At 73.5% G+C, this 22,911-nt stretch carries 19 protein-coding genes; 14 read left to right on the forward strand and 5 right to left on the reverse strand.

Annotation, left to right across the window (positions count from 1 at the left end; translation table 11 throughout):
- Nucleotides 1–34: 34 nt before the first annotated feature.
- Nucleotides 35–1,009: a Rieske (2Fe-2S) protein gene (locus VKA29_RS14935; protein ID WP_324786017.1), complete on the forward strand. Its 975-nt coding sequence runs from the start codon at nt 35–37 to the stop codon at nt 1,007–1,009.
- 220 nt (nt 1,010–1,229) lie between these two features.
- Complete coding sequence (locus tag VKA29_RS14940; protein ID WP_324786018.1) at nt 1,230–2,450, forward strand: glutamate--cysteine ligase; 1,221 nt, start codon at nt 1,230–1,232, stop codon at nt 2,448–2,450.
- 70 nt (nt 2,451–2,520) lie between these two features.
- On the opposite strand, the gene VKA29_RS14945 is transcribed toward VKA29_RS14940, so the two are convergent.
- From VKA29_RS14945 to VKA29_RS14960, 4 genes are all read right to left on the reverse strand, one after another.
- The gene (locus tag VKA29_RS14945; protein ID WP_324786019.1) at nt 2,521–4,299 is read right to left on the reverse strand and encodes a stealth family protein; all 1,779 of its coding nucleotides are present in this window, start codon (nt 4,297–4,299) and stop codon (nt 2,521–2,523) included.
- A gap of 13 nt (nt 4,300–4,312) precedes the next feature.
- On the reverse strand, nt 4,313–5,983 hold the full coding sequence (locus tag VKA29_RS14950; protein WP_324786021.1) for a stealth family protein: 1,671 nt from the start codon (nt 5,981–5,983) through the stop codon (nt 4,313–4,315).
- 528 nt (nt 5,984–6,511) lie between these two features.
- Nucleotides 6,512–7,804 carry a cytochrome P450 gene (locus tag VKA29_RS14955; RefSeq protein ID WP_324786022.1) on the reverse strand — a complete coding sequence of 431 codons (1,293 nt, stop codon included), beginning with the start codon at nt 7,802–7,804 and terminating at the stop codon, nt 6,512–6,514.
- Between the two features lie 20 nt (nt 7,805–7,824).
- Nucleotides 7,825–9,180, reverse strand: coding sequence for a glutamine synthetase family protein (locus tag VKA29_RS14960; protein WP_324786023.1), 1,356 nt, complete (start codon nt 9,178–9,180; stop codon nt 7,825–7,827).
- A 348-nt stretch (nt 9,181–9,528) separates the two neighbouring features.
- Here VKA29_RS14960 and VKA29_RS14965 point away from each other — a divergent pair, with 348 nt between their 5' ends.
- The 10 genes from VKA29_RS14965 to VKA29_RS15010 all read left to right on the forward strand — a co-directional run bounded on the left by VKA29_RS14965 (nt 9,529) and on the right by VKA29_RS15010 (nt 19,619).
- Nucleotides 9,529–9,717, forward strand: coding sequence for a ferredoxin (locus VKA29_RS14965; RefSeq protein ID WP_324786024.1), 189 nt, complete (start codon nt 9,529–9,531; stop codon nt 9,715–9,717).
- Between the two features lie 4 nt (nt 9,718–9,721).
- On the forward strand, nt 9,722–10,933 hold the full coding sequence (locus VKA29_RS14970; protein WP_324786025.1) for an FAD/NAD(P)-binding oxidoreductase: 1,212 nt from the start codon (nt 9,722–9,724) through the stop codon (nt 10,931–10,933).
- A gap of 9 nt (nt 10,934–10,942) precedes the next feature.
- Entirely contained in the window at nt 10,943–11,749 is an 807-nt protein-coding gene (locus VKA29_RS14975) for an acetoacetate decarboxylase family protein (protein ID WP_324786026.1), read from the forward strand.
- Between the two features lie 34 nt (nt 11,750–11,783).
- The gene (locus VKA29_RS14980) at nt 11,784–13,247 is read left to right on the forward strand and encodes an aldehyde dehydrogenase (RefSeq protein WP_324786027.1); all 1,464 of its coding nucleotides are present in this window, start codon (nt 11,784–11,786) and stop codon (nt 13,245–13,247) included.
- On the forward strand, nt 13,240–14,166 hold the full coding sequence (locus tag VKA29_RS14985) for a 3,4-dihydroxyphenylacetate 2,3-dioxygenase (RefSeq protein WP_324786028.1): 927 nt from the start codon (nt 13,240–13,242) through the stop codon (nt 14,164–14,166). The genes VKA29_RS14980 and VKA29_RS14985 overlap by 8 nt, the downstream gene beginning before the upstream one ends.
- Nucleotides 14,167–14,176: 10 nt before the next feature.
- On the forward strand, nt 14,177–15,022 hold the full coding sequence (locus VKA29_RS14990; RefSeq protein ID WP_324786029.1) for a fumarylacetoacetate hydrolase family protein: 846 nt from the start codon (nt 14,177–14,179) through the stop codon (nt 15,020–15,022).
- Between the two features lie 28 nt (nt 15,023–15,050).
- Nucleotides 15,051–15,680 carry a TetR/AcrR family transcriptional regulator gene (locus VKA29_RS14995; protein ID WP_324786031.1) on the forward strand — a complete coding sequence of 210 codons (630 nt, stop codon included), beginning with the start codon at nt 15,051–15,053 and terminating at the stop codon, nt 15,678–15,680.
- A gap of 161 nt (nt 15,681–15,841) precedes the next feature.
- On the forward strand, nt 15,842–17,299 hold the full coding sequence (locus VKA29_RS15000) for an APC family permease (protein WP_324786032.1): 1,458 nt from the start codon (nt 15,842–15,844) through the stop codon (nt 17,297–17,299).
- A 125-nt stretch (nt 17,300–17,424) separates the two neighbouring features.
- The gene (locus tag VKA29_RS15005; RefSeq protein ID WP_324786033.1) at nt 17,425–18,915 is read left to right on the forward strand and encodes an aldehyde dehydrogenase; all 1,491 of its coding nucleotides are present in this window, start codon (nt 17,425–17,427) and stop codon (nt 18,913–18,915) included.
- Nucleotides 18,912–19,619, forward strand: a complete 708-nt coding sequence (locus VKA29_RS15010) for a type 1 glutamine amidotransferase (RefSeq protein WP_324786035.1) — start codon at nt 18,912–18,914, stop codon at nt 19,617–19,619. Before VKA29_RS15005 ends, VKA29_RS15010 begins: the two co-directional genes overlap by 4 nt.
- A 405-nt stretch (nt 19,620–20,024) precedes the next feature.
- Here VKA29_RS15010 and VKA29_RS15015 read toward each other — a convergent pair whose 3' ends face one another.
- A complete protein-coding gene (locus VKA29_RS15015) occupies nt 20,025–20,597 on the reverse strand; it encodes a MarR family winged helix-turn-helix transcriptional regulator (protein WP_324786036.1) in 573 nt (190 codons plus the stop codon).
- 171 nt (nt 20,598–20,768) lie between these two features.
- Between VKA29_RS15015 and VKA29_RS15020 the strand changes: the two genes are divergently transcribed.
- Both VKA29_RS15020 and VKA29_RS15025 read left to right on the forward strand, forming a co-directional pair.
- Nucleotides 20,769–21,053 carry a hypothetical protein gene (locus tag VKA29_RS15020; protein WP_324786038.1) on the forward strand — a complete coding sequence of 95 codons (285 nt, stop codon included), beginning with the start codon at nt 20,769–20,771 and terminating at the stop codon, nt 21,051–21,053.
- 382 nt (nt 21,054–21,435) lie between these two features.
- Nucleotides 21,436–22,887: a hypothetical protein gene (locus VKA29_RS15025; protein WP_324786039.1), complete on the forward strand. Its 1,452-nt coding sequence runs from the start codon at nt 21,436–21,438 to the stop codon at nt 22,885–22,887.
- The last annotated feature ends 24 nt before the right edge of the window (nt 22,888–22,911 follow it).

Genomic DNA, 22,911 nt, shown 5'->3' on the forward strand with positions numbered 1-22,911 from the left:
TTTGCCCTGCGGGCAGGGGGAAACCCGGCTGCGTATGAACACAAGGCGACGCCACCCGCGGACGCGGCAGAACCGGCTCCTGAGCCTGCTGGACCGCCTGGAGCGGGGCCGGCGGGCCGACCCGGTGATCGACACACTCCAGAAGGGGGTCCGCTCCCTGCCGCTGGGGCGCGGCAGGGACGTCCTGCACGGCAGGTGGCTCGGGCACCCGGTCCATCCGCCCATGGTGCAGGTGCCCCTCGGCAGCTGGCTGTCCGCCGCGGTGCTGGACCTGTGGCCGGGCCGCTCCCGTGAGGCGGGCCTGCTGGTCGGGGTCGGCCTGGCCACCGCCGCCCCCGCCGCCCTGGCCGGCGCGACCGACTGGGCGGAGCTGCACCGTCAGCAGATGCGCGTCGGGCTGGTGCACGCGGCGGCGAACGTGACGGCGGTCGGCCTGTACGCGGCCTCGCTGGCCTGCCGGCTCACCGGCAGGCCGGGCGCGGGACGGACGTACGGCTTCCTCGGGTTGACGGCGGTGGGAGCGGGCGGTCTGCTGGGCGGCCACATGGCGTACCGGCAGGCCGCGGGCGCCAACCACGCCGAGGAGGTGCCGCACGTCGTCACCCAGGGCTGGCACGCGATCGGGACGGTGGACGAGTTCCCGGCCGGCCGGGCCGTGCGGCGCACCGTGGACGACGTGCCGGTCATGGTGGTGCGGGAGATCGGCGGGGAGATCCACGCCCTGGCCGACCGGTGCAGCCACCTGGCCGGACCGCTGTCCGAGGGCACCATCGCCGACGGATGCGTGCAGTGCCCCTGGCACGGCAGTGTCTTCCGCCTCGCCGACGGCTGGAACGTCCGCGGGCCCGCCACCGCGCCCCAGCCGGCCTTCGACACCCGCGTCACCGACGGCCGGGTCGAGATCCGCCTGCGCCAGGAGGACGGTGAGGTCCGCACGGGCGACGGCCGGGCGTCCTGGTACCGGAGCGGTGCCGGGACGGGACCGGCCCCGCGGGGGCAGGACGGCTGACCGTCGCCGGTACGCGCCGGGGCGCCGGTATGCGCCGGGGCGCCCGTACGCGCCGGGGCGCCCGTACGCGCCGGGGCGCCGGTACGCGCCGGGACGACGACACCCTTCGCCGCTCATCTGTGCGGTGGTTGCGTCAAACGGGCGTGACCGTGCTTACGTGGGCCCGTCCTGGGCACCTGGGGGTGGCACGCACTCGGGCAACACCTCAAGGAGAGCGACCGTGAAAGCTGGTCTCGGTGTGGAGGAGGAATTCCACGTCCTGGAGGTGGAGAGCGGCCTGCTGGTGCCGCGCGCCGACGCGCTGCTGCGCCGGCTGCCCCGGCGCAGTTTCCAGGCGGAACTGCACCAGTCCACCGTGGAGTCCAACAGCGGCGTGCACACCTCTCTGCACGAGCTGTACGCCGACCTCGCCGGCCTGCGCGGGCGCCTGGACGCGGCCGCCTCCTCGCTCGGCCTGGCGGTGGTGGCCGCGGGCACGGCGCCGCTGGCGCCCGCGTCCTCCGGGCACCCCACCGCGGACGCCCGCTACCGCCGGATGGTCGAGGACTACCGCAAGGTCGCCGACGAGCAGCTCATCTGCGGCGCCCAGGTCCACGTCGACGTACCCGACCGCGACACGGCGGTGCGGGTCATGTGCGAGGTGGCACCCTGGCTGCCGGTGCTGCTGGCGCTGTCCGCCAGCTCGCCGTTCTGGCAGGGCGCCGACACCGGGTACGCCAGCTGGCGCACGCTGCTGTGGCAGCGCTGGCCCACCGCGGGCCCGGCCGGCTGCTTCCCGACCGCGGCCGACTACGACGACGCGGTAGGCGACCTCGTCCGGTCCGGGGTCATCACCGACCCGGGGATGATCTACTACGACGTCCGCCCCTCCGCCCACCTGCCGACGCTGGAACTCCGCCTCTGCGACGCCTGCCCGCGAACCGAGACGGTGGTCCTCGTCGCCGGGCTGTTCCGCGCTCTGGTGACCCGGGCGCGGCAGCGGCTGCTGACCGGCGGCGCACCGGTGTGCCGGGGCCGGCACGAGTGGCTGCGCGGCGCCTCCTGGCGGGCCGCCCGCTCCGGTCTCGAGGGCACCCTGGTGGACCCCGAGACCCGTCGCGAGGCGCCCGCCGCGCAGGTCGTCCGCAAGCTGCTCGACCGGCTGCGCCCCACCCTCGAAGCCCTCGGCGACCGGCAGACCGTCGAGGCACTGACCCGGCAGGCCCTGGCCGAGGGCAGCGCCGCTCAGCGCATGCGCCGCACGGCGCAGCAGGAGGACCTGCTCGCCTGCGTCGACATGCTGATCGCCGAGACCCGCGGCGAGCACCGGCACCGCGGGCCGCGCCCGGCCGGCCCCGGACGCGTCCCGTACCCGGACACCGGCGCGCCCGGCGCGTTCTCCGGCACCGGCGCGACCGGCCCCTCCGCCGGCTCCGAGGCCGCGGAGATCATCGGGACCTGACAGCCGCGCCGCGGCGGCCGCAGCCGCGCCCCCGTGCCCGGCCGTGCCCTTCTTGTCCGGTGTGTCAGGCTCAGCCCGCCCGCAGGTGGCGTACCGCGGGCGGCGCGTGGCGGTGCGCGGTGGTCGCGGGCGTGGCTTCGAAGCGGCTCGGGAAGGGGTACTTCCGCTCCAGGAAGGCGTGGATGGCCGCCCGCGACGCCGCCCTCGCCGCGGGGGCGGTGTCGACGTCGTTGAGGCAGAAGAAGTCGATGTCCTCGCCGGCCTCGAGCCGGGCCAGGCGCCGCCGCATGTCCGGCGTGCCCAGTTCCACGTAGCGGAAGCGGTAGTCCGCCGGGACGGCCCGGCCCGTCGCGATCGCCCAGTGGTGGTGCAGCGTGGACGCCGGGGCGACGTCGCGGACCGAGCGGAAGCGCGAGGCGGCGGTGTGCTCCAGCTCCTCGATGCCGAAGCCCTCCATCTCCCGCATGACGGACAGCAGCTGGGGATGCGGGGTGTGCAGCGACTTGTGCCTGGCCTGCCGGCCGTGGAAGCGCCTGATCACCTCGCGGGCGTTCTTCCCCGCGGAGTTCGGGGCGGGCTCCAGCGGATGCGGGGCGCCCACGCCGAGCTTCAGCGGGGACAGCGGGATGCGGGCGATGCCGTTGCCGTGGAAGAAGCACTCGGCGCGCACCGGACGGTTGATGAAGACGTCGTCGTTGAAGTAGAGGTAGTGCTCCGACAGGCCCGGTATGTGATGCAGCCGGCTCTCTATGGCGTGCGAGTTGAAGACCGGCAGCGCCTCGGCCGGGAGGATGTCCCGGTGGTCGACCACGGTCAGCCCCTCCGCCTCCGGATCCAGCCAGTCCGGCACCTGCGAGTCGGTCACCAGGTAGACGTGCCGGACGAACCCCGCGTACATCTCCAGCGAACGCAGCGCGTACCGCAGCTCGTCGTGGCTGGTGTAGCGGGAGGCGCCGGTCTCGCGCGGGGCGATGCCGCTGTCGGCCGGGTTCAGGTGGGCCCGGCGCTTCGCGGCCATCGCCGGGTCGTCCCCGTCCACCCAGGTGTACACGGCGTCCACCGGGAAGCGCACCTCGTCGAGGCCCGGCTCGGCGAACGCGGCGAACGTCGGCACGCTGCGACGGCGGCCCGCCACCGCGGCGGGCAGCTGCGCGGTCTCCGGCACCACCTCCGACACGGCGTTGCGGCGCGGGGCGACCAGCGCCGGGCCGAAGACGTCCCCCAGCCGGCTGCCGGGCACCGTCAGCCAGGACGGATCCGTGCCCAGGTCGCGGCCGCGGCGCCAGAACTCGACGTCGCACCCGGCCTCCAGGCCACTGAGCACCTGCCCTCCGGGACCGAGGCGCACCACGCCCGTACGCAGCACCGTCGCCCGGCGCAGCGCGCGCGGCAGCTTCCCGTCGGCCCACAGTGTGGCCCGCGTCACGGTCCCGTCCGGGCCGACGGCGCCGACGTAGCGGGCCGTGCCGGCGAAGCGCTCGGCGGCCCGGGCGAGGACGGCGCCGCGGTGTGTCTCCTCGACGCCGATCACCCGGCGCGGCGCGCCGTCCGTCTCCTCGACGGGCACCAGGAAGTAGGGGACGCCGGCCGCCTCCAGCAGGGCGCACACGTCATCGAGGTCGGCGTCGGCGGCGTCCGTGGCGGTGTAGCCGGCGACCGTGCGCCCGTACAGCGGCAGCGGCCCGCAGGACACGCGGCGCAGGCCGGTCACGGCGGCCCGCAGGCGCCGTCGGGCCCGGGCGGAGCGCAGCACCCAGAGCCGGGCCCACAGCCAGAGTCTCAGGCGGGCCAGGAGGCCCCGGGCGGCCCGCAGCCCCGCGGAACCCGTGAATCGGTGGCGGATGTCCATGGACGCGGCCCCGTCAGTTCTGCTTCTCGAAGCGGCTGGGGAACGGGAAGTAGTCCTCCAGGAACTCGTGCATCCGCACGCCGACCCGCTCCCGCTCCTCGGGCGGCACGTCGACGTCGTTGAGGCAGAAGAAGTCGAAGCGGCGGGTGCGGCGCAGGTCGGCGAGGCGGGCCTCGGCGTCCGGGCGGCTGATGTTCACGTACCGGAAGCTGAACCGGCCCGGCACGCCGCGGCCGGTCATCAGCGCGTACTGGTAGAGCAGCGGCGCCGTCATCGCGATGTCCTGCGGCGAGCGGAAGCGGGAGGCCGTGGTGCGGGCGACGTCCTCGGCGAAGAGGCGCTCCAGCTCCTGGAGCGTCGCGCGCTGCTGCGGCAGCGGGGTGTGCATGAAGTTGTTCGTCGTCATGCGCCCGAACTTCTCCAGCAGCAGCCGCCGTACGTTCTTGCTCGCGGAGTTGGTGGCCGTCTCCTCGGCGTGCGGCTTGCCCACGCCGATCTTGAGCGGGGACACCGGGATCCTCATCAGACCGCTGCCGTGGAAGAAGTGCTCCGCGGTGACCCGGCGGCCGACGAACACGTCGTCGTTGAAGTACAGGTAGTGGTCCGACAGGCCCGGGATGTGGTGCAGCCGGGTCTCGATCGCGTGCGAGTTGAACACCGGCAGGACGTCCGCCGGGAAGATGTCGCGGTGGTCGACGACCGTGATCCCGTCGGCCCGGTCGTCGAGCCAGTGCGGCTTCTGGCCGTCGGTCACGAGGTAGATGTGCCGGACGAAGTCGGCGTACATCTCCAGCGAGCGCAGCGAGTATTTCAGCTCGTCGTGGCTGGTGTAGCGGGAGGCGTTGGTCTCCTTGTCCAGGATCTCGGCGGTGCCGCGCTCCTGGTACCGGGCCCGCTTCGCCCGCATTCCGGGCTCCTCGCCGTCGACCCAGGTGTAGACGACGTCGACCGGGAAGGTCACGTCGTTCACCGTCGGCAGGGTCAGCGGGGCGAAGCTCGGCAGCTCCCGGACACCGACCCGCACCGTGGCCGGCTTCTGCTCGGAGGCCGGCAGCACGTCGGTGATGCCGTTGTTGCGCGGCGCGACCAGGGACTCGGCGAAGACGTCCTCGGACGCCTGCGGCTGCACCTTGGCCAGCCGCCGGGGCCCGTCCTCGGAGGCGAGGAGCTGCGCCCCGTCGTCCCAGAACTCCACGTCGCAGGCCAGCTCCGGCCCGGCGAGCAGCTGGCCGGCGGGCCCGAGGTGGTTCTCGCCGACGCGCAGCGTGGGCGCCGTGCGCAGCGCGGCCGGCAGGACGCCGTCCATGAACAGGGCCGGGTGCTTGAGCTGGCCGCCGGGCAGCGGCCTGCCGATGAACACCGCCTTGCCGGCGTTGCGGGACTCGAGGGCGGTGAGGAAACGCTCGCGGTCCACGGCGTTCACCCCCACCGTGTGCCGTACCCGGGACGACGGCACGAGGAAGTAGGCGATGCCCTCCTGCTCCAGGGCGGCGACCACCAGGTCGAGGTTGGCGGCGGCCGCCTCGGCGGCGGTGAACCGGGTCACCACCCGTCCGTAGAACCGCTGGCCGCGCACCGCCACCGGGCGGAGCACCGGATCGGCGACCGCTGCCCTGCGGCGCCGCCGCATGGTGCGCAGCTGCCACACCCTCTCGGATGCCTTCCGCTCGACTCGCGGCCGCATCCGCCGGGCAAATGAACGCACGGTCACGCTCGGTGCTCCTCTTCCTCACTACTGAACATCCCTGCGCTAACCAGACAGGCGCGCTTGGTGAATGGTTGTAGAAAATTTCCCCGAGGATTAACAGATGTGAGGCGATGCACACGGCTGATTCGTCACAGGCTGTGCTATTTCGCGGCCTGGCGGGCGGCCGGGGGGAGCGGTACGGCGTCCAGGGCTGACGGAGCGCGGGACGTCGAGGGCGCGTGGCCGTCGTGGGGCCGTCGTGGGGCCGTCCTGGGGTCGTCGTGGGGCCGTCCTGGGGTCGTCGCGGGGCCGTCCTGGGGTCGTCGCGGGGCCGTCGAGGGGCCGTCGTGGGGACGGAAGAGGGGAAGAACGTGCCGGGTCCTGGGACCGGTGGCCGCTTGTGCCGAAGCGGCGCGGCCCTCGTCCTGAAGGGTCCGCGCCGCCGCGTGGTGCCGGAGCCGCGGCGCGCGTCGCGGCCGCCGCCCTGCCGCGGCGGCGGCGCCGGCGAGCGGCGGCCCGGCCGAGTCAGGCGAGCGTGACCTCGACCGGCAGCTTCTTGATGCCGTTGACGAAGTTCGACCGCACCCGCGGCACCTCGCCGACCAGCCGGATGTCCGCCAGCCGCGGGATGAGCTCCTCGAACATGATCCGGATCTCGGTGCGGGCCAGCAGGTTGCCCAGGCACAGGTGCGGGCTGCCCTTGCCGAAGGTGATGTGGTCGTTGTCCCGCCGGGTGACGTCGAAGTCGTAGGGGTTGCCGAAGACCTCCTCGTCACGGTTGCCGGAGGCGTACCACATGACGACCTTGTCGCCCTCCCTGATGTGCTTGCCGTTCAGCTCCACGTCCCGGGTCGCGGTGCGCCGGAAGTGGTAGACGGGGGACGCCCAGCGCAGGAACTCCTCGACCGCCGCCGGGATCAGCGACGGGTCGTCCCTGAGGCGGGCGAGCTGCTCCGGGTGCTGCAGGAGGGCCAGCATGGAGTGGCTGATGGTGTGGCGGGTGGTCTCGTTGCCGGCCACCACCAGCAGCAGGAAGTAGTTGTCGAAGTCCTGCGCGGAGAGCGGGACGCCGTCCTTCGGCGTGGTGTTCACCAGCCGGGACACCAGGTCGGTGCCGTCGCCGCCGCGCCGCTGCCGGGCCAGCTCGCGCCCGTAGGCGAAGACCTCAAGCGAGGCGGGGGAGCGGAAGGGCAGGTCGCGGTACTTCTCGCTCTCCGCGCTGTGCAGCAGCACGTCCGCGTAGTCGGGGTCGGTGTTGCCGATGATGCGGTTGCCCCAGTCGATGAGCTGCTGGTTGTCCTCCGGGGGCACGTCGAGGAGGCGGGCGAGGACGTTGATGGGGAAGTCGGCGGAGACCTCCTTGACGAAGTCGAAACGCCCCTTCGCCAGCGCCGCGTCCAGGGTCTGGGCGGTCAGTCCGCGCAGGAAGTCGGTGTAGCTGCTGATCACGCTCGCCCCGAACTGGCGCTGGATGACGCTGCGCAGGGCGCGGTGGCGGACGCCGTCCAGTTCCAGGATCGAGGCCCGCTTCTTGATCTGGTCCTCGTCGACCTCTTCGAGGTTGACGAACTTCGAGGAGGTGAAGGTCTCTGCGTCGCGGTCGACGCGTGCGATGTCGGCGTGCCGGGTGACCGCCCAGAAACCGGAGTTGGGCGCCTCCTCGGGCTGCCAGTGCACCGGGTCCTCGTGACGCAGGGTGTGGAACATGCGCCAGGGGGTGACGCCGTCGGTGAAGTTGTCGAGGTTCGCGAGGTCGACGTCGGCCAGCGGCATCGGATCGGGCGCGGCGTCGGTCAAGGGCGGGGTGGTGATGCTCATGGGGTGTGGGCTCCTCGGTGTCACAGGTGGTAGGCGTACTCGGTGAACTCCCAGTCGGTGACGTGCCGTTGGAAGCGTTCGACCTCGTCGCGCTTGTAGGTGAGGTAGGAAGAGGTGAAGGACTTGCCGAGCAGCTCGGTCAGGTCGGTGTCGGCCTCCAGGGCGTCGAGCGCGGCCGGCAGGGTCGTCGGCAGCATGGCCGCCCTGGTGGTGTCGTAGCCGTAGCCCTCCAGCGGGGCGGGGGGCTCCTCGCCGGCCAGGACGCCCAGCAGCGCGGCGGCGGTGGTCGCGGCGACGGCGAGATAGGGATTGGCGCTGGCGTCGCCGAGGCGCAGTTCCAACCGGGCTCCGGAGCCCCGCTCGGGCGGGATGCGGACCATCGCGCTGCGGTTGTCCATGCCCCAGTCGATCAGCCAGGGGGCGAGGGTGTCGGGGCCGAAGCGCTTGTAGGAGTTGACCGTGGGGTTGAGCAGCGCGGCCAGGGCGGGCGCGTGGGCCAGGACGCCGGCGACCGCGTGCCGGGCGGTGGCCGACAGGCCGTGGGCGCCGGAGGGGTCGTCGAAGGCGTTGCGCCCGTCCGGGCCGGTACAGGAGAAGTGCAGGTGGAAGCCGGAGCCGCCCGCGTCGTTGAAGGGCTTGGCCATGAAGGTGGCGAGCCTGCCCTCGCGCCGGGCCAGTTCCTTGACCGCGGCCTTCAGGCGGAAGGCCCGGTCGGCGGCGGAGAGGGCGTCGGAGTGCAGCAGGTTGATCTCGAACTGCCCGCCGTCGAACTCGTGGTTGCCGCTGAGCACCCCGATGCCGAGGCCGCGCACCTGCCGCAGGGTGCGCAGCAGGTGGTTGTCGGGGTCGGCGCGCAGGCCGGCGGTGTAGACGACGCCGCCGGTGGTGTCGTAGCGCCGCCACCCGCCGGCCGTCCCGGGGGCCGGCTCGCACAGGAAGTACTCCAGTTCGGGGCCGATCACCGGGCTCAGCCCGTGCCGCCGGCACCGGTCGAGGACCGAGTGCAGCAGGTCGCGGGGTGATTCGGGGGCCGGCTGCCCGGTGGCCGGGTCGACGACGTCGGCGAGGCAGGCGGCGACCCCGGGCTCCCAGGGCAGGGCGACCAGGGTGCTCAGGTCGGGCTGGACGGAGACGTCCGGCAGGCCGGCGTCCAGACCGCCGCTGACCGGGACCACGTCGCCCTGCGGGGTGGTGTGGTAGACGGCCCGGCAGAAGGCGAGCCCGTGCTCCACGGCCCGGGGCAGATCCTCCAGCAGCACGTCGCGGGCCCGGTCGGTGCCGATGAGGTCGGGATACGTCACCCGGACCACGTCGATGCCGTCGGCGGCGAGCCGGTCCATGTGCCGGCGGACTTCTGACAGGTCTTGAGCGCTCACCGATGTCTCCTCGGGCGGACGGCGGGACACCTCCGGGACCGGACGTCCAGGAGGCGGGTGGCGTGGGGAGAAGGGGGCCGGGGCGCTTCTGCGGGAGGCGTCCTCCCGGCCAGTTGTTTGATGCCAAACGGTAGGGAGGGGCGACCCTGGCCGCAAGGGGGACGGGGAAAGAATTTATCCAGACGGATAGGTATTGACCAGGGGGTACCCCCTGCCTACCTTGTTTGAAGCCAAACGAGTTGGGGGTGCGGTCTCCGCGCCCCTTTGGCCGGGGCCCGGACGTTCCGCGGCCGGGCCCCTCTTCCGCTTCTCCCCCTTCCCCGCTCCCGTTCCCCAGGAGGACCGGCCATGAAGGTCGTCGTCGACATGAACAAGTGCCAGGACCACGGCCAGTGCGTCTTCGCGGCCCCCGACGTCTTCTCCATGGACGACGCGGGACACCTGGTGTACGTCTCCGAGCCCGACGCCGCGCTGCGCGACGAGGTCGAGGAAGCGGCCGACGTGTGTCCGCTGCAGGCCATCCGCATCGAGGGCTGACCCGATGCCGTCCGGACGCATCGTCGTGGCCGGCGCCTCCATGGCCGGCCTGCGCGCCGCCGAACAGCTGCGCGCCGCCGGCTGGAGCGGAGCGATCACGCTCGTCGGCGAGGAACCCCACATGCCCTACAACCGGCCGCCCCTGTCCAAGGAGGTCCTGGCCGGCAAGGCGCCCTTCGACTCCCTGGCCTTCCGCCCCCGGGCCGAGGTGTCCGACGCCGAGTGGCGGCTGGGCACGAAGGTCGTCGCCGCCCGGCTCGCGGACCGGACGGTCTCGCTCGACGACGGCTCGACGCTGCCGTACGACGGGCTCGTCGTCGCCACCGGCATGCGGCCCAGGCGCCTGACCTGCCCCGGCCCGGTCCCGGGGCGGCACACCGTGCGCACCCTCGCCGACGCCCGGGGACTGCGCGAGGCGCTCACCCGGCCCGGCGCGCGGGTCGTCGTGGTGGGCGCCGGCTTCATCGGCTGCGAGGTCGCCGCGACCGCGGTGGCACTCGGGGCCGCCGAGGTGACGGTCGTGGACCCGCTGCCGCTGCCCATGCTCGGCCCGCTCGGCGACCTGCTCGCCGGGGCGCTGCTGAAGCGGCACCGGGAGCGCGGCGTGCGCTTCGCCCTCGGCACCGGAGTGTCCGGCTTCACCGGCGAGGACCGGGTCACCGGCGTGGTGCTGGCCGACGGGACCGTGCTGCCCGCCGAGGTGGTCGTGGAGTCGGTCGGCTCGATCGCCAACACCGAATGGCTCGACGGCAACGGCCTGGACCTCACCGACGGAGTGCTGACCGACGGCATGCTGCGCGCCGGCGGCCTCCCGGAGGTGGTCGCGGTCGGCGACGTGGCCCGCTTCCCCAACCCCCGCTACGACGGCGTGCCGCGCCGCGTCGAGCACTGGTCCATCCCGACGGACACCGCCAAGCACGCGGCGAGGACCCTGCTGTCCCGTCTGGCCGGCACCGAGGAACCGCCGGCGTCCTTCGCGCCGCTGCCGACCTTCTGGAGCGACCAGCACGAGTTCCGGTTGCAGTCCTTCGGGGCGCCGGCCCTCGGCAAGGACGACGTACGCGTCCTCGACGGCGACCCGGACGGGGACGTCCTCGTCGGCTACCACGCCCACGGCCGGCTCGTCGGCGTCGTGGCCCTCGGCGGCCGGGCCGCCGCGGCCGCCGCCGCCCGGTACCGCGCCGAACTGATCGAGCAGCCCGCCCTCACCGCATAAGGAACCCCAGTGACCACTGTCCGCGGATACTTCCCTCCCAAGACGGCGAGCGGCGCCTCGTCGCTGATCCCCTCGCCGCCGTGGCGCTACTCCGGTGACCTGCTCACCGTCGAGTACCGCACGGACCCCGCCAGGGTGCGCGAACTGCTGCCCGAACCGCTTCAGCTCGCGGACGACGACCCCGGCGCCGTCGCGCTGATCTGGGCCGACTGGCAGTCCTGCTCGGCCTCCGGCGCGGAACTGCTCGATCCCGTGCTCTCCCAGTACAAGGAGGCCTTCGCGGTCGTGCGCTGCAAGTACCGCGGCCAGACGTACTCGCGCTGCGTCTACATCTGGGTCGACAAGGACTTCGCGATCGCCCGCGGACTGCACCAGGGCTACCCGAAGAAGCTCGGCTCCGTCCACCAGACGCGCCCGCACCCGTACGGGCCCGCCCCGCGGATCGAGGCGGGGGCCCGCTTCGGGGCGACGCTCGCCGCGGCGGACCGGCGGCTGGCCCAGGCCGTGGTGACACTGCGGGAGCCGTCGGAGACGAACGGTTTCGTCAACGGCCACCCCATGGCCCACCACCGCTGGCTGCCGTCGATCGAGAAGGGCAAGGGCCTCGCGCTGGACGAGCTGGTCGAGTCCGGCGCGGCGTCCTTCGAGGCCGGGCCGGCCTGGCGCGGCGACGCGGAGCTGGAGCTGTTCGAGGCGCCCACCGAGGAACTGGCCAGGCTGGAGATCCGCGAGCCGATCGCCGCGTACTACCGCCAGGTCGGCGTCGTCTGGGACGGCGGCCGGCTGCTGGAGTCGAACACCTCCGGGGCCGAGTGACCTCCGCACACCGCACACGACTGGGAGACCGGACATGACTGACCACACGCTCACGGTGGCCGGGGTCGCCGTCGACACCCGGCACTTCATCGGCGGCGAACGCGTCGCCTCCGACGCCACCTTCACCGACTTCTCGCCCATCGACGGCAGCGTCCTCGGCGAGATCGCCCGCGGCGGGGCCGCCGAGGCGGAGGCCGCCGTGGCCGCCGCCAAGGCCGCCTTCCCCGCCTGGGCCGCCACCCCCCGCGCGGAACGCGCCCGCCTCCTGCACGCCGTCGCCGACGGCGTCGAGAAGCGCCTGGAGGACCTGGCGATCGTCGAGACCTGCGACAACGGCGCCCTGCTGCGCTCCCACCGCCGCGGCGTCATGCCGCGCGTCGCCCACAACTTCCGCTTCTTCGCCGACTGGCTGCTGAAGCTGGAGCACGAGGACTTCGCCACCCGCGGCCACACCAACCACGTCAGCTGGGACCCGGCAGGCCCCTGCGTGCTGATCACGCCGTGGAACGCGCCGCTGATGCTGGCCACCTGGAAGGTCGCACCGGCTCTCGCGGCCGGCGACACCGTCGTCCTCAAGCCCGCCGAGTGGTCCCCGCTGACCGCGTCGCTGCTCGCCGACATCGCCGCCGAGGCCGGCCTGCCGGCCGGTGTCCTCAACGTCGTCCAGGGCTACGGCGCCGAGATCGGCGACCCGCTGACCTCGCACCCGGACGTGCGCCGCATCAGCTTCACCGGATCGGTGCCCACCGCCAAGCGCATCTCCGCGTCGGCCGCGGCCAACCTCACCCCGCTCAGCCTGGAGCTCGGCGGCAAGTCACCCCTGCTGGTGTTCGCCGACGCCGACCTCGACCTCGCCGTCGACCTGGCGGTGGAGCAGTACGACAACGCCGGGCAGGTCTGTCTCGCCGCCACCCGCCTCCTCGTCGAGGAGCCGGTCGCCGAGGAGTTCACCCGCCGCTTCGTGGCGAAGGCGTCGCGGCTGACGCAGGGCGACCCGCGCGACGAGGCCACCGACATCGGCCCGAACATCCACCCCCGCCAGCTGGAGAAGATCGACGGGTTCGTGCGGCGGGCGCTCGCGGCCGGCGCCCGCGCGGTCATCGGCGGCCACCGCGGGGAGGGCCAGTACTACGCGCCGACGCTGCTCACCGACGTCGCCCAGGACTCGGAGATCGTGCAGGAGGAGGTCTTCGGCCCGGTGCTGACCCTGCAGACCTTCACCGGCGAGGACGAGGCCGTCCGGCTGGCCAACGACACCCGCTTTGGCCTGGCCGCCACCGTCGCCACCGGCGACAGCGAGCGCGCCGAGCGCGTCACCGCGCGGCTCGTCGCGGGCACCGTCTGGGTCAACTGCTTCTTCGTCCGCGACCTCCGGGCCCCCTTCGGCGGCTCCCGCCACTCCGGCGTGGGCCGGGAGGGCGGCACCTGGAGCTTCGACTTCTACTGCGACCTGAAGAACACCGTCACCGCACCGAAGGGCTTCCACGACCATGGGTGAGATCGTCGGGGCGGGCCTGCTCGCCCACGTCCCCACCATCGTGCTCCCCGAACAGGACCGGCTGGCCCTGAACGAGGGCAAGGAGATCACCCTCGTCAGCGGCCTGCGGGAGCTGCGCAGGGACGTCTTCGAACGCGACTCCGCACAGGGGTACGACACCGTCGTCGTCCTCGACTCCCACTGGGCGACCACCGTCGAGTTCGTCGTCACCGCCCAGCAGCGGCGCGCCGGGCTGTTCACGTCCGAGGAGCTGCCGCGCGGCATGTGCCGGATGCCGTACGACTTCCCCGGCGACCCCGAACTCGCCCACAACGTGGCCTCGTTCGCGGAACGGCACGGTACCTGGATCACCGCGATCGACGACGAGTACCTGCCGATCTTCTACGCCACCACCAACCTGTGGAAGTTCCTCGGCGAGGGACTGCCCGACAAGCGGTGGGTGACCATCGGCGTCTGCCAGACCGGTGACATGGAGGACCACCTGCGCCTGGGCCGCGCGCTGGCCGACGGCATCGCCGCCACCCCGGGCCGCCGGGTCCTGCTGATCGCCTCCGGCGCCCTCTCGCACACCTTCTGGCCGCTGCGCGAGCTGCGCGACCACGAGGCGAGCGACCCGGCGCACGTCTTCACGCCCGAGGCCCGCGAGGCCGACCTCGAACGGATCGCCTGGTTCAAGGAGGGCCGCCACGACAAGGTCCTCGACACCATGGACGACTTCTCCCGGTACAAGCCGGAGGCGAAGTTCTTCCACTACCTGATGATGGCCGGCGCCCTCGGCGAGCAGGCGTGCACCGCGAAGGCCCGCCAGTACGGCGAGTACGAGAACTCCATCGGCACCGGCCAGGTGCACCTCTGGTTCGACCGCCCCGCCGACGGCTGGACCGGCGCCGGCCTGCCCACCCCCGACAGCCGCAGCTAGGAGCCCCCGCATGCCCGAGTACCGCCGCATCCTCCTCGACGGCGCGGCCGTCGAGACCGTCGTCGACGGGGACGAACTCGTCGCCGGGGACGGCCGGCGCGTCAAGATCGACGACGCCCACCACCTGCCCCCGGTCGTCCCCTCCAAGGTGATCGCCGTCCACCTCAACCACCGCAGCCGCGTGGACGAGTTCCGGATCGGCCTGCCCGACACCCCCACCTACTTCCACAAGCCCACCTCCTCCCTCAACTCCCACCGGGGCGCGATCGTCCGCCCCGAGGGCTGCAAGTGGCTCAACTACGAGGGCGAGGTCGCCATCGTCATCGGCCGCACCGCGCGCAACATCGCACCGGCCGCGGCGGGGGAGTACATCGCCGGGTACACCGTCGCCAACGACTACGGCCTGCACGACTTCCGCGACACCGACGCCGGCTCCATGCTCCGCGTCAAGGGTTCCGACACCCTCTGCCCGCTCGGCCCCGGCCTGGTCACCGACTGGGACTTCCGCGGCAAGCGACTGCGGACGTACGTCAACGGGGAGGTGGTGCAGGACGGCTCCACCGACGAGATGACGTGGGACATGCACTACCTCGTCGCCGACATCGCCCGCACCATCACCCTGTACCCCGGGGACGTGCTGCTGTCCGGCACCCCGGCCAACTCGCGGCCGGTCCGGCCCGGCGACGTCGTCGAGGTCGAGGTCGAGGGCCTGGGCCGGCTGACCAACCACATCGTCACCGGCCCGACCGCCGTCCGCACGGACGTCGGCGCGCAGCCCACCGAGTCCGAGGAGGTGCTGTCCACCGCGCTCGGCGGCGACTGGGAGTTCCGTGGTATCCGGCCTCCGCGCCGCTGAGGCGGCCCGCCCCGGTAGTGTCGGGCCCATGACGGAGTCCGCCGACACCTCGCGGCAGCCCCGCTCCCGGTCGCGCAAGAAGCGGCTCGGCTACGGAGAGGGGCGCGAGGCGCTGCTCAAGGCCGCCGTGCGCGTGGTCGCGCGGCGCGGACTGCGCCACCTCACCTACCGGGCCGTCGCCGAGGAGGCCGGCGTCACGCACGGTCTCGTCGTCCACCACTTCGGCTCCCGCGACGCGCTCGTCGAGGAGTCCCTCGCCTACGCCGTGCGCGTCAGCCTGAGCAGCAGCCTGCTCGAACCGGGCACCGGCCGGCCCGAGGACTTCGTCACCGGCGTGCCGGAGATGGTGGAGCAGGACGCGGACGGTCAGGCGTACCAGTACGAGCTGCTGCTGGAGGCGCGCCGCCGGCCCGAGCTGCTGCCGCGGGTGCGCGAGCGCTACGACGAGTACTTCGAGGCCTCGCGGCGCGAGCTGGCCCGCATCCTGCCCGACGGCGCCTCCCCGGCCTTCAACCGGCTCGTCTTCGCCGCTCTGGACGGCCTGGTGCTGCACCAGCTCACCGGCCTGGGCGACCGCGCCGACACCGAGGCCGCCCTCGCCGAGCTGCGCTCCCTGCTGAGCACGCTCGCCCAGCGGCCGTCGGCGGACCACGACTGACCGCGTCCGGCACGGCACCCCCCGTCGCGGCTCGTGGCGGGGGGTTTCCCCTCCGTAAATTCCTGTCCCACCCCCTTGTCAGATGGATAGTTCCCACTCACGATGGGGCAACTCGTTTGGCTCAAAACGAAACTTCTTCCCTTCCTCAGCAGGTGATCCGAGTGGACAGTCAGACGGTCGACGCCTCCCCGCAGACCGCGGAGGGCACCCGCCCCGCCGCCACCCTCAAACGCAACGCCCTGGGCGTCCTGGGCATCCTCTTCTTCGTCCTGTCCGCCCAGGCGCCGCTCACCGGCATCGCGGGAGCCGTCCCGATCGCCGTCGCCATCGGCAACGGCCCCGGCGCCCCGGCCGCCTACGCCCTGGCCGGCGCCGTCATCCTGCTGTTCTCGGTGGGCTTCGTGGCGATGGGCCGGCACGTGGTGAACGCGGGCGCCTTCTACACCTACATCGGCAAGGGCCTCGGCCGGACCACCGGCAGCGGCAGCGCCGCCGTCGCGCTGTTCGCCTACTGCACGGTGCAGGCCGCGATGTACGGCCTGTACGGCGTCACCGTCTCCGGCCTGGTCGGGCACTACACCGGCGTGCAGACGCCCTGGTGGGTGTGGGCGCTGGTCACCATGGTCGTCGTCCAGGTGCTCGGCGCGGCCGGCATCGAGATCGGCGCCAAGATCCTCGCCGTGTTCGTCCTGGCCGAGTTCAGCATCCTGCTCGCCTTCGCCCTGGTCACCCTCGCCAAGGGCGGCGGCCCGGAGGGCCTCGGCGTCGCCGACACCTTCTCCCCGGGCGCCGTCCTGCAGGGCGCGCCCGGCGTGGCCCTGATGTTCGCCGTGGCGTCCATGTTCGGCTTCGAGGCCACCGCGATCTACGGCGAGGAGGCCCGCACCCCGCACAAGACCGTGCCCCGTGCCACCTACCTCTCCGTCGCCGTGGTCACCGGCTTCTTCGCCTTCATCTCCTGGATGCTCGTCTCCTCCTACGGCCCCTCGAAGGCCACCGCGGCCGCCGGACGCGCCCTCGCGGGCGGCGACTCCACGGTGTTCGTGTTCGAGCCGATCGCCGACCGGTTCGGCGGCTGGGTCTACGACGTGCTGCCCGTCCTGCTCGCCACCTCCCTCTTCGCCGGCATCCTCGCCTTCCACAACTCCGCCAACCGCTACCTGTTCTCCCTCAGCCGCGAGGGCCTGCTCCCGGCCCGGCTGCGCTCCCTCAACTCCCGGCACGCCCCCTGGACGGCGGGCGTCGTGCAGACCACGATCGCGGCGCTCCTGGTCGTCCCGTTCGCCCTGGCGGGCAAGGACCCCGTCCTCACCCTCTTCTCCTGGGGCAGCGGCGTCGGCGTCCTCGCGTGCATGCTGCTGTACTTCCTGACGTCGGTGTCCGTGATCGTCTTCTTCCGCCGTTCCCGCCTCGACACCCGGCCCTGGAACACCCTGATCGCGCCCGCCCTCGGCGCCCTGGGCATCGCCGCCGTGATCTGGATCGTCGTCGCCAACTTCACCACCCTCATCGGCGGGGACCCCGCCACCGCCACCTGGCTCGTCATCGCCGTACCCACGGTGCTGCTGCTGGGCGCCGGCGCCGCGCGCGCCGTCCACGCCCGGGCCGCCGCCCGCTGACCCACCCCACCCCACCCGGCCCGGCCCCTCCCGCAGACGGGCCGGGCCCCCTCTCCGCTGCTCCCGTACTCCGGTGATCCCGTACCCGGGCATCGCCGCCCCCGCGTACTCCTGGACGGAAACCCATGCTGGACGTCACCCACGACGACCTGCTGCGCCACGCCGAGGCGCTCGACCTGCCGGCGCTGCACCACATCGACGGAACCGACGAACCCGGATCCGGCGCGACCTTCGCGGTCGTCTCCCCGCGCGACGGGCAGGTCCTCACCGAGGCCGCCGACGCGGGGCAGACCGAGGTCGACCACGCCGTCGCCGCCGCCCGCCGCGCCTTCGACTCCGGACCCTGGCCCCGCCTGGCGCCCGCCGACCGCGGCCGCGTCCTGCTGCGCCTGGCCGACCTGCTCGAAGAACGACGGCAGGACCTCGCCCTCACCGTCACCCTGGAGATGGGCAAGCCGATCACGGACGCCCACGACATCGAACTGCGCGCCGCGATCAACACCTTCCGCTGGTACGGCCAGCTCGCCGACAAGCTCGCCGACGAGTCCCCGCACACCGCCCCGGACGCCCTCGCCCTGGTCACCCGCGAACCCGCGGGCGTGGTCGGCGCGGTGGTCCCCTGGAACTTCCCGCTGACGCTCGCGAGCTGGAAGGTCGCGCCGGCCCTCGCCGCGGGCTGCACGGTCGTGCTGAAGCCGTCCGAGTCCTCCCCGCTGTCCGCCCTGCTCCTGGGCCGCATCGGCACCGAGGCCGGACTGCCGCCGGGCGTCCTGAACGTCGTCACCGGCGACGGTCCCACCGCCGGCCGCGCCCTCGGCCTGCACCCCGACGTCGACGTCCTCGCCTTCACCGGATCGACGGCCGTCGGCCGCCACTTCCTGCGCTACTCCGCCGACTCCAACCTCAAGCGGGTCTGGCTGGAGCTCGGCGGCAAGTCGCCCAACATCGTCCTGCCCGACGCCCCCGACCTGGACCGGGCCGCGGCCACCGCCGCCTGGGGCATCTTCTTCAACCAGGGCGAGATGTGCACCGCGCCCTCCCGGCTCCTGGTCCACTCCTCGGTCGCCGAGCGGGTGACCGACGCGATCGTGCGCCGCGCCGAGGAACTCCGGCTCGGCGACCCCCTCGACCCGGCGACCGAGATGGGCGCGCTGGTCGGCCGGGCCCATCTGGAGCGCGTACGCGACCACGTCGCCACCGGCCGCGCGGAGGGCGCCCGCCTGCGCACGGGCGGTGAACCCACCCTGGCGGAGACCGGCGGCAGCTACCTGCGGCCGACCGTCTTCGACCGCGTCCGACCGGGCATGCGGCTGGCCCGCGAGGAGATCTTCGGCCCCGTCCTGTCGGTGCTCACCTTCGACGACCTGGACGAGGCGGTCCGCCTCGCCAACGCCACCGAGTACGGCCTCGCCGCCGGCCTGTGGACGTCCGACCTGTCCACCGCCCACCGCGTCTCCCGCGCCCTGAAGGCCGGCACCGTCTGGGTCAACTGCTACGAGGAGGGCGATCTGACCGTCCCCTTCGGCGGAATGAAGCAGTCCGGCAACGGCCGCGACAAGTCGGCCCACGCGCTGGAGAAGTACACCGAACTCAAGACGACCTGGATCCAGTTGTGACCCGCCCGCTCATCGCCGTCCCCGCCCGCTTCTCCGCCACCACCTCCGCCCTGCGCTTCGCCGCCGAGGTCAACGCCCGGGCCCTGGTCGAGGCGGTCTGGCGGGCGGGCGGCGAACCCGCGACCATCCACCCGGCCGAGGACGGGGCGGAGCAGCGGCTCGCCCGGTTCGACGGCGTCCTGCTGCCCGGCGGCGGCGACCTCGCCCCGCACCGCTACGGCGCCGCCGACACCCACGACACCGTCTACGACGTCGACGACCTCCAGGACTCCTTCGACCTCCGGGCCGCCCGCCACGCGCTGGCGTCGGGCCTGCCCCTGCTGGCGATCTGCCGTGGGCTGCAGGTCGCCAACGTCGCGCTCGGCGGCACCCTGGAGCAGGACATGGGCGGCCCGGACCTGGACCACCGCCACCGCGTCCACCCGGTCCGTGTCCGGCAGGGCACGCTCCTCGAACAGGCCCTGGGCACGGACAAGGTGGACGCCTCCTGCTACCACCACCAGCGGGTGGACCGGCTCGGCAGCGGTCTCGCGGTCGTCGCCACGGCCGCCGACGGCACCGTCGAGGCCCTCGAAGCGACCGCCCCGCGGGGCTGGTTCGTCGCCGTCCAGTGGCACCCGGAGGACACCGCCGAACGGGACCCCGTCCAGCAGCGGTTGTTCGAGGCGCTGGTGGAGTCGGCGCGTATGCGCGGCTGCGCCTGACGGGTGGCCGGGGCAACGGCGGGCGTCAGCCGACCGGTTGAGCCCGGCGAGGCCGGCCTGGCGGACGCCGGTCGGCTCCGTTCCGACCGGCCGTGGCCGACGGGTCGGAACGGACCTGTCGGAATGGACCTGTCGGAATGGACCCGTCGGAACGGGTGGGTCGGAGCTGACTGGTTCGGGGCGTTCGGCGGGGAAAGGGCAGCCCGGCACAGACCGGCCTGACGCCGTCCGGCCCGGCGCCGTCCGGACGGGAGCCGACTCGTCGCAACTGACCGCCGCGGGGCGACCGGTCGGAGTCGGCCGGCGTGGGGGTTCTGCGTAGGGCGGACGGTCGGCGCCGCCCGGCGCGGGACGACCGTGCCTGGGTGACGGTCGGAGCCGGTCGGTCGGCCGGGGCCTTGCCGGTCAGTTCCTCGGTCGGCGGCCGCTGCGCCGCGGCGCGGGTTCCGCTCCGCCCAGCAGTTCCCGGCGGCGCTCCTCCCCGTGCTCCTCGACCTGCCGTACGACCTGCCGCAGCCCCTCCGCGAGACCGCGGCACTCGGCGTCGCTCAGCCGGGCCGTGACGAAGGCCTCCTCCTCGTTGAACTCGGGGAAGACCCGCCGCATCAGATCCTCGCCCTTGCCCGTCAGGCTCAGCAGCACCAGCCGGCCGTCGCTCGGATGGGCGGCCCGCCGCAGCAGACCCCGCGACTCCAGCGTGCGCGCCACCCCGGTGAGCGTGCCCTTGGAGATGCCGGCCTCGTCCGCCACATGCCGGGTCTCCGACTCGCCAAAGACCCACACCACCCACAGCACGACGAACGCCGTCCAGGTCAGGTCCGAGCCGCGCAGCACGGAGTTCTCCAGGTGCTGGCGCACCGCCGACGCGGCCCGGTAGATGTTGGCCACGGCCGCCATCTGCTCCCGGCGGATCGGGAACCCGCCGAGCTTCGCCGAGACGAGCGACTCGGTTTCCGTGATGGATCGCTGACCGGGCACGGGCGGCTCCTTCGGGTCCTGCGCCATGAACCGCACGGCCGACGGGCGCCGTACGGTCGTTCGGCCTCAAATTGTACGGAGGTGATCGCGGGCGTCCGCCAGGGCCCGCGCGGTCGCACTCTCACCCGTACGGGTGACCTTGGGTGCTCGGATCGCGGGTACTCGCGCACGGTGACTGATCGAGGGGGACCGCCGCCGGAGGTGCGGCTGCTGATCGAGCGGATCGTGTCCGCCGTGCGCGAGGGCGACGACACCCGCGTACAGGTCCTGCTGTGCCGCTTCGCGCACCAGGCCGACATGGGGGCCGCCTTCATGCTGCGGCAACGGTTGCTGCACGACCCGCCGGACGGACCGGGCGGCGAGGTGAACGGTGAGGCGGGCGGTGAGGCGGGCGGCGAGGGCGGCGGGAAGAGCCCCGGCGGGCTCCCTCCGCGCCATGCCGAACACCTCACGTGACCACCACATGCACGCGACCCTCGGGGGTAGACGGAGCCTGCGCGGGCCGGAGGGCGATCCGGTCCGCGTCCCCGGTGCCACGCACCGGGGCCGCCCCGTGACCGGTCGGCGGGTCACGGAGCGGCGGGCCGCCGCCGGGGTCGGCCCCGGCGGCGGCAGTCGGGCCGACGCCGTCCCGCCGCCCCACCCCGCCGGCGAGCCGGGCGGCCCACGGTCGGTCAAGGTCCCCTGCGCGCCGCGCCGTTGCCGACGACGCCCTGATCTGAACGCCCTGCCGCGGGAAGGGGTGACCGCCGCTCGTCCCGCCATGTGGTTACGGTAGCGTAGGTTACGGAACCGTAAGTAGGGCTTCCGGAACCGGCGATCACACCTGCGAGGACTCATGCGCACATCCCGGACGACAACCGACCTGCCGTGGCTGATCCAGGGCGGAATGGGCGTGGGGGTGTCCGGCTGGCGCCTCGCCCGCGCCGTCGCGCGCACCGGGCAGTTGGGTGTCGTCTCCGGCACCGCCCTGGACACGCTGCTGATCCGGGTGCTGCAGAGCGGCGACCCGGGCGGTCACCTCCGGCGGGCGCTGGCCGCCTTCCCCGTGCCCGAACTCGCCGACGCCGTCCGGCGGCGCTACTTCGTCGAGGGCGGGATCGGGGCCGGGGAGCGGTTCGCGGCCACGCCCCGGCTCACCGCCGACGAGGCGTGCCCGGCTCGCTCGCTGACCGTCGTGGCCAACTTCTGCGAGGTGTGGCTGGCCAAGGAGGGCCACCCCGGGCCGGTCGGCGTCAACTACCTGGAGAAGGTCCAACTCGCCACCGTGCCCGCCATGTTCGGTGCCGTCCTGGCCGGCGTGGACTACGTCCTGGTCGGCGCGGGCATCCCCGCGCAGATTCCCGGAATCGCCACCCGGCTCGCCCGGCTGGAGCCCGTCACCGCGCGGGTGGACGTCGAGGGCGACGACCGGCCCGTCGAACTGCGCTTCGACCCGGCCTCGGTGCTGGACGGGGCGCGGCCCGGCCCGCTGCGCCGCCCCGACGTCCTGGCCATCGTCTCGCTGCCCGCCCTGGCCTCGTACCTGTGCCGTTCCCCGGAGACCACGCCGGACGGCTTCGTCGTCGAGGGTCACCGCGCCGGCGGGCACAGCGCGCCGCCGCGCGGGCCGCTACGGCTGGACGAGGACGGCGACCCCGTCTACGGCCCCCGCGACACCCCGGACTTCGCCAAGATGGCCGCGCTCGGCCTGCCCTTCTGGATCGCCGGTGGCCAGTGCGGGCCGGAGCACCTGCGGCGAGCCCGCGCGGCGGGTGCCGCCGGCGTCCAGCTCGGCAGCGTCTTCGCGCTGTGCGAGGAGTCGGGGCTCGACGCACGGCTGCGGCGGGAGTTGGTGGCACGCCGGCTCCGCTCCGAGCTGACCGTGCGCAACGATCCCGCGGCCTCCCCGACCGCCTTCCCCTTCAAGGTCGCCGAGCTGCCCGGCACGCTGGCCGACCCCGCCGTCGGCGCGGCCCGCCGCCGGGTCTGCGACCTGGGCTACCTGCGTACTCCGTACCGCTCCGAGCGCGGCACCCTCGCCTACCGCTGCCCGGCCGAGCCGCGCGCCGCCTACCTCCGCAAGGGCGGCGCGGCCGAGCAGACGGAAGGACGCCAGTGCCTGTGCAACGGACTGCTGGCCGCCGTAGGACTGGGCCAGCGCCGCCCGCACGGCGCGGTGGAGCCGCCCGTCGTCACCATCGGCCAGGATCTCGGCTTCCTGCCGCGGATCGCCCCGGAAGGCCGCCCGTACACCGCCGAGTCGGTGGTCCGCTGGTTGTCCGCCGGCCTGACCGCGACGCCCGTGTGAGCGCGCCGTCGGCCGGCCGCCACG

Source organism: Streptomyces sp. H51, from assembly GCF_035656535.1.
In the GTDB taxonomy this organism is placed as follows: Bacteria; Actinomycetota; Actinomycetes; order Streptomycetales; family Streptomycetaceae; genus Streptomyces.

Bases quoted from the DNA above. Each gene is read 5' to 3' on its own strand.
- VKA29_RS14955 (WP_324786022.1), bottom strand. From the start codon at position 7,804: ATGAGCATCACCACCCCGCCCTTGACCGACGCCGCGCCCGATCCGATG.
- VKA29_RS15025 (WP_324786039.1), top strand. From the start codon at position 21,436: ATGCGCACATCCCGGACGACAACCGACCTGCCGTGGCTGATCCAGGGC.
- VKA29_RS14950 (WP_324786021.1), bottom strand. From the start codon at position 5,983: ATGCGGCCGCGAGTCGAGCGGAAGGCATCCGAGAGGGTGTGGCAGCTG.
- VKA29_RS14935 (WP_324786017.1), top strand. From the start codon at position 35: ATGAACACAAGGCGACGCCACCCGCGGACGCGGCAGAACCGGCTCCTG.
- VKA29_RS15005 (WP_324786033.1), top strand. From the start codon at position 17,425: ATGCTGGACGTCACCCACGACGACCTGCTGCGCCACGCCGAGGCGCTC.
- VKA29_RS14945 (WP_324786019.1), bottom strand. From the start codon at position 4,299: ATGGACATCCGCCACCGATTCACGGGTTCCGCGGGGCTGCGGGCCGCC.
- VKA29_RS14980 (WP_324786027.1), top strand. From the start codon at position 11,784: ATGACTGACCACACGCTCACGGTGGCCGGGGTCGCCGTCGACACCCGG.
- VKA29_RS14985 (WP_324786028.1), top strand. From the start codon at position 13,240: ATGGGTGAGATCGTCGGGGCGGGCCTGCTCGCCCACGTCCCCACCATC.
- VKA29_RS14995 (WP_324786031.1), top strand. From the start codon at position 15,051: ATGACGGAGTCCGCCGACACCTCGCGGCAGCCCCGCTCCCGGTCGCGC.
- VKA29_RS14990 (WP_324786029.1), top strand. From the start codon at position 14,177: ATGCCCGAGTACCGCCGCATCCTCCTCGACGGCGCGGCCGTCGAGACC.
- VKA29_RS14965 (WP_324786024.1), top strand. From the start codon at position 9,529: ATGAAGGTCGTCGTCGACATGAACAAGTGCCAGGACCACGGCCAGTGC.
- VKA29_RS14970 (WP_324786025.1), top strand. From the start codon at position 9,722: ATGCCGTCCGGACGCATCGTCGTGGCCGGCGCCTCCATGGCCGGCCTG.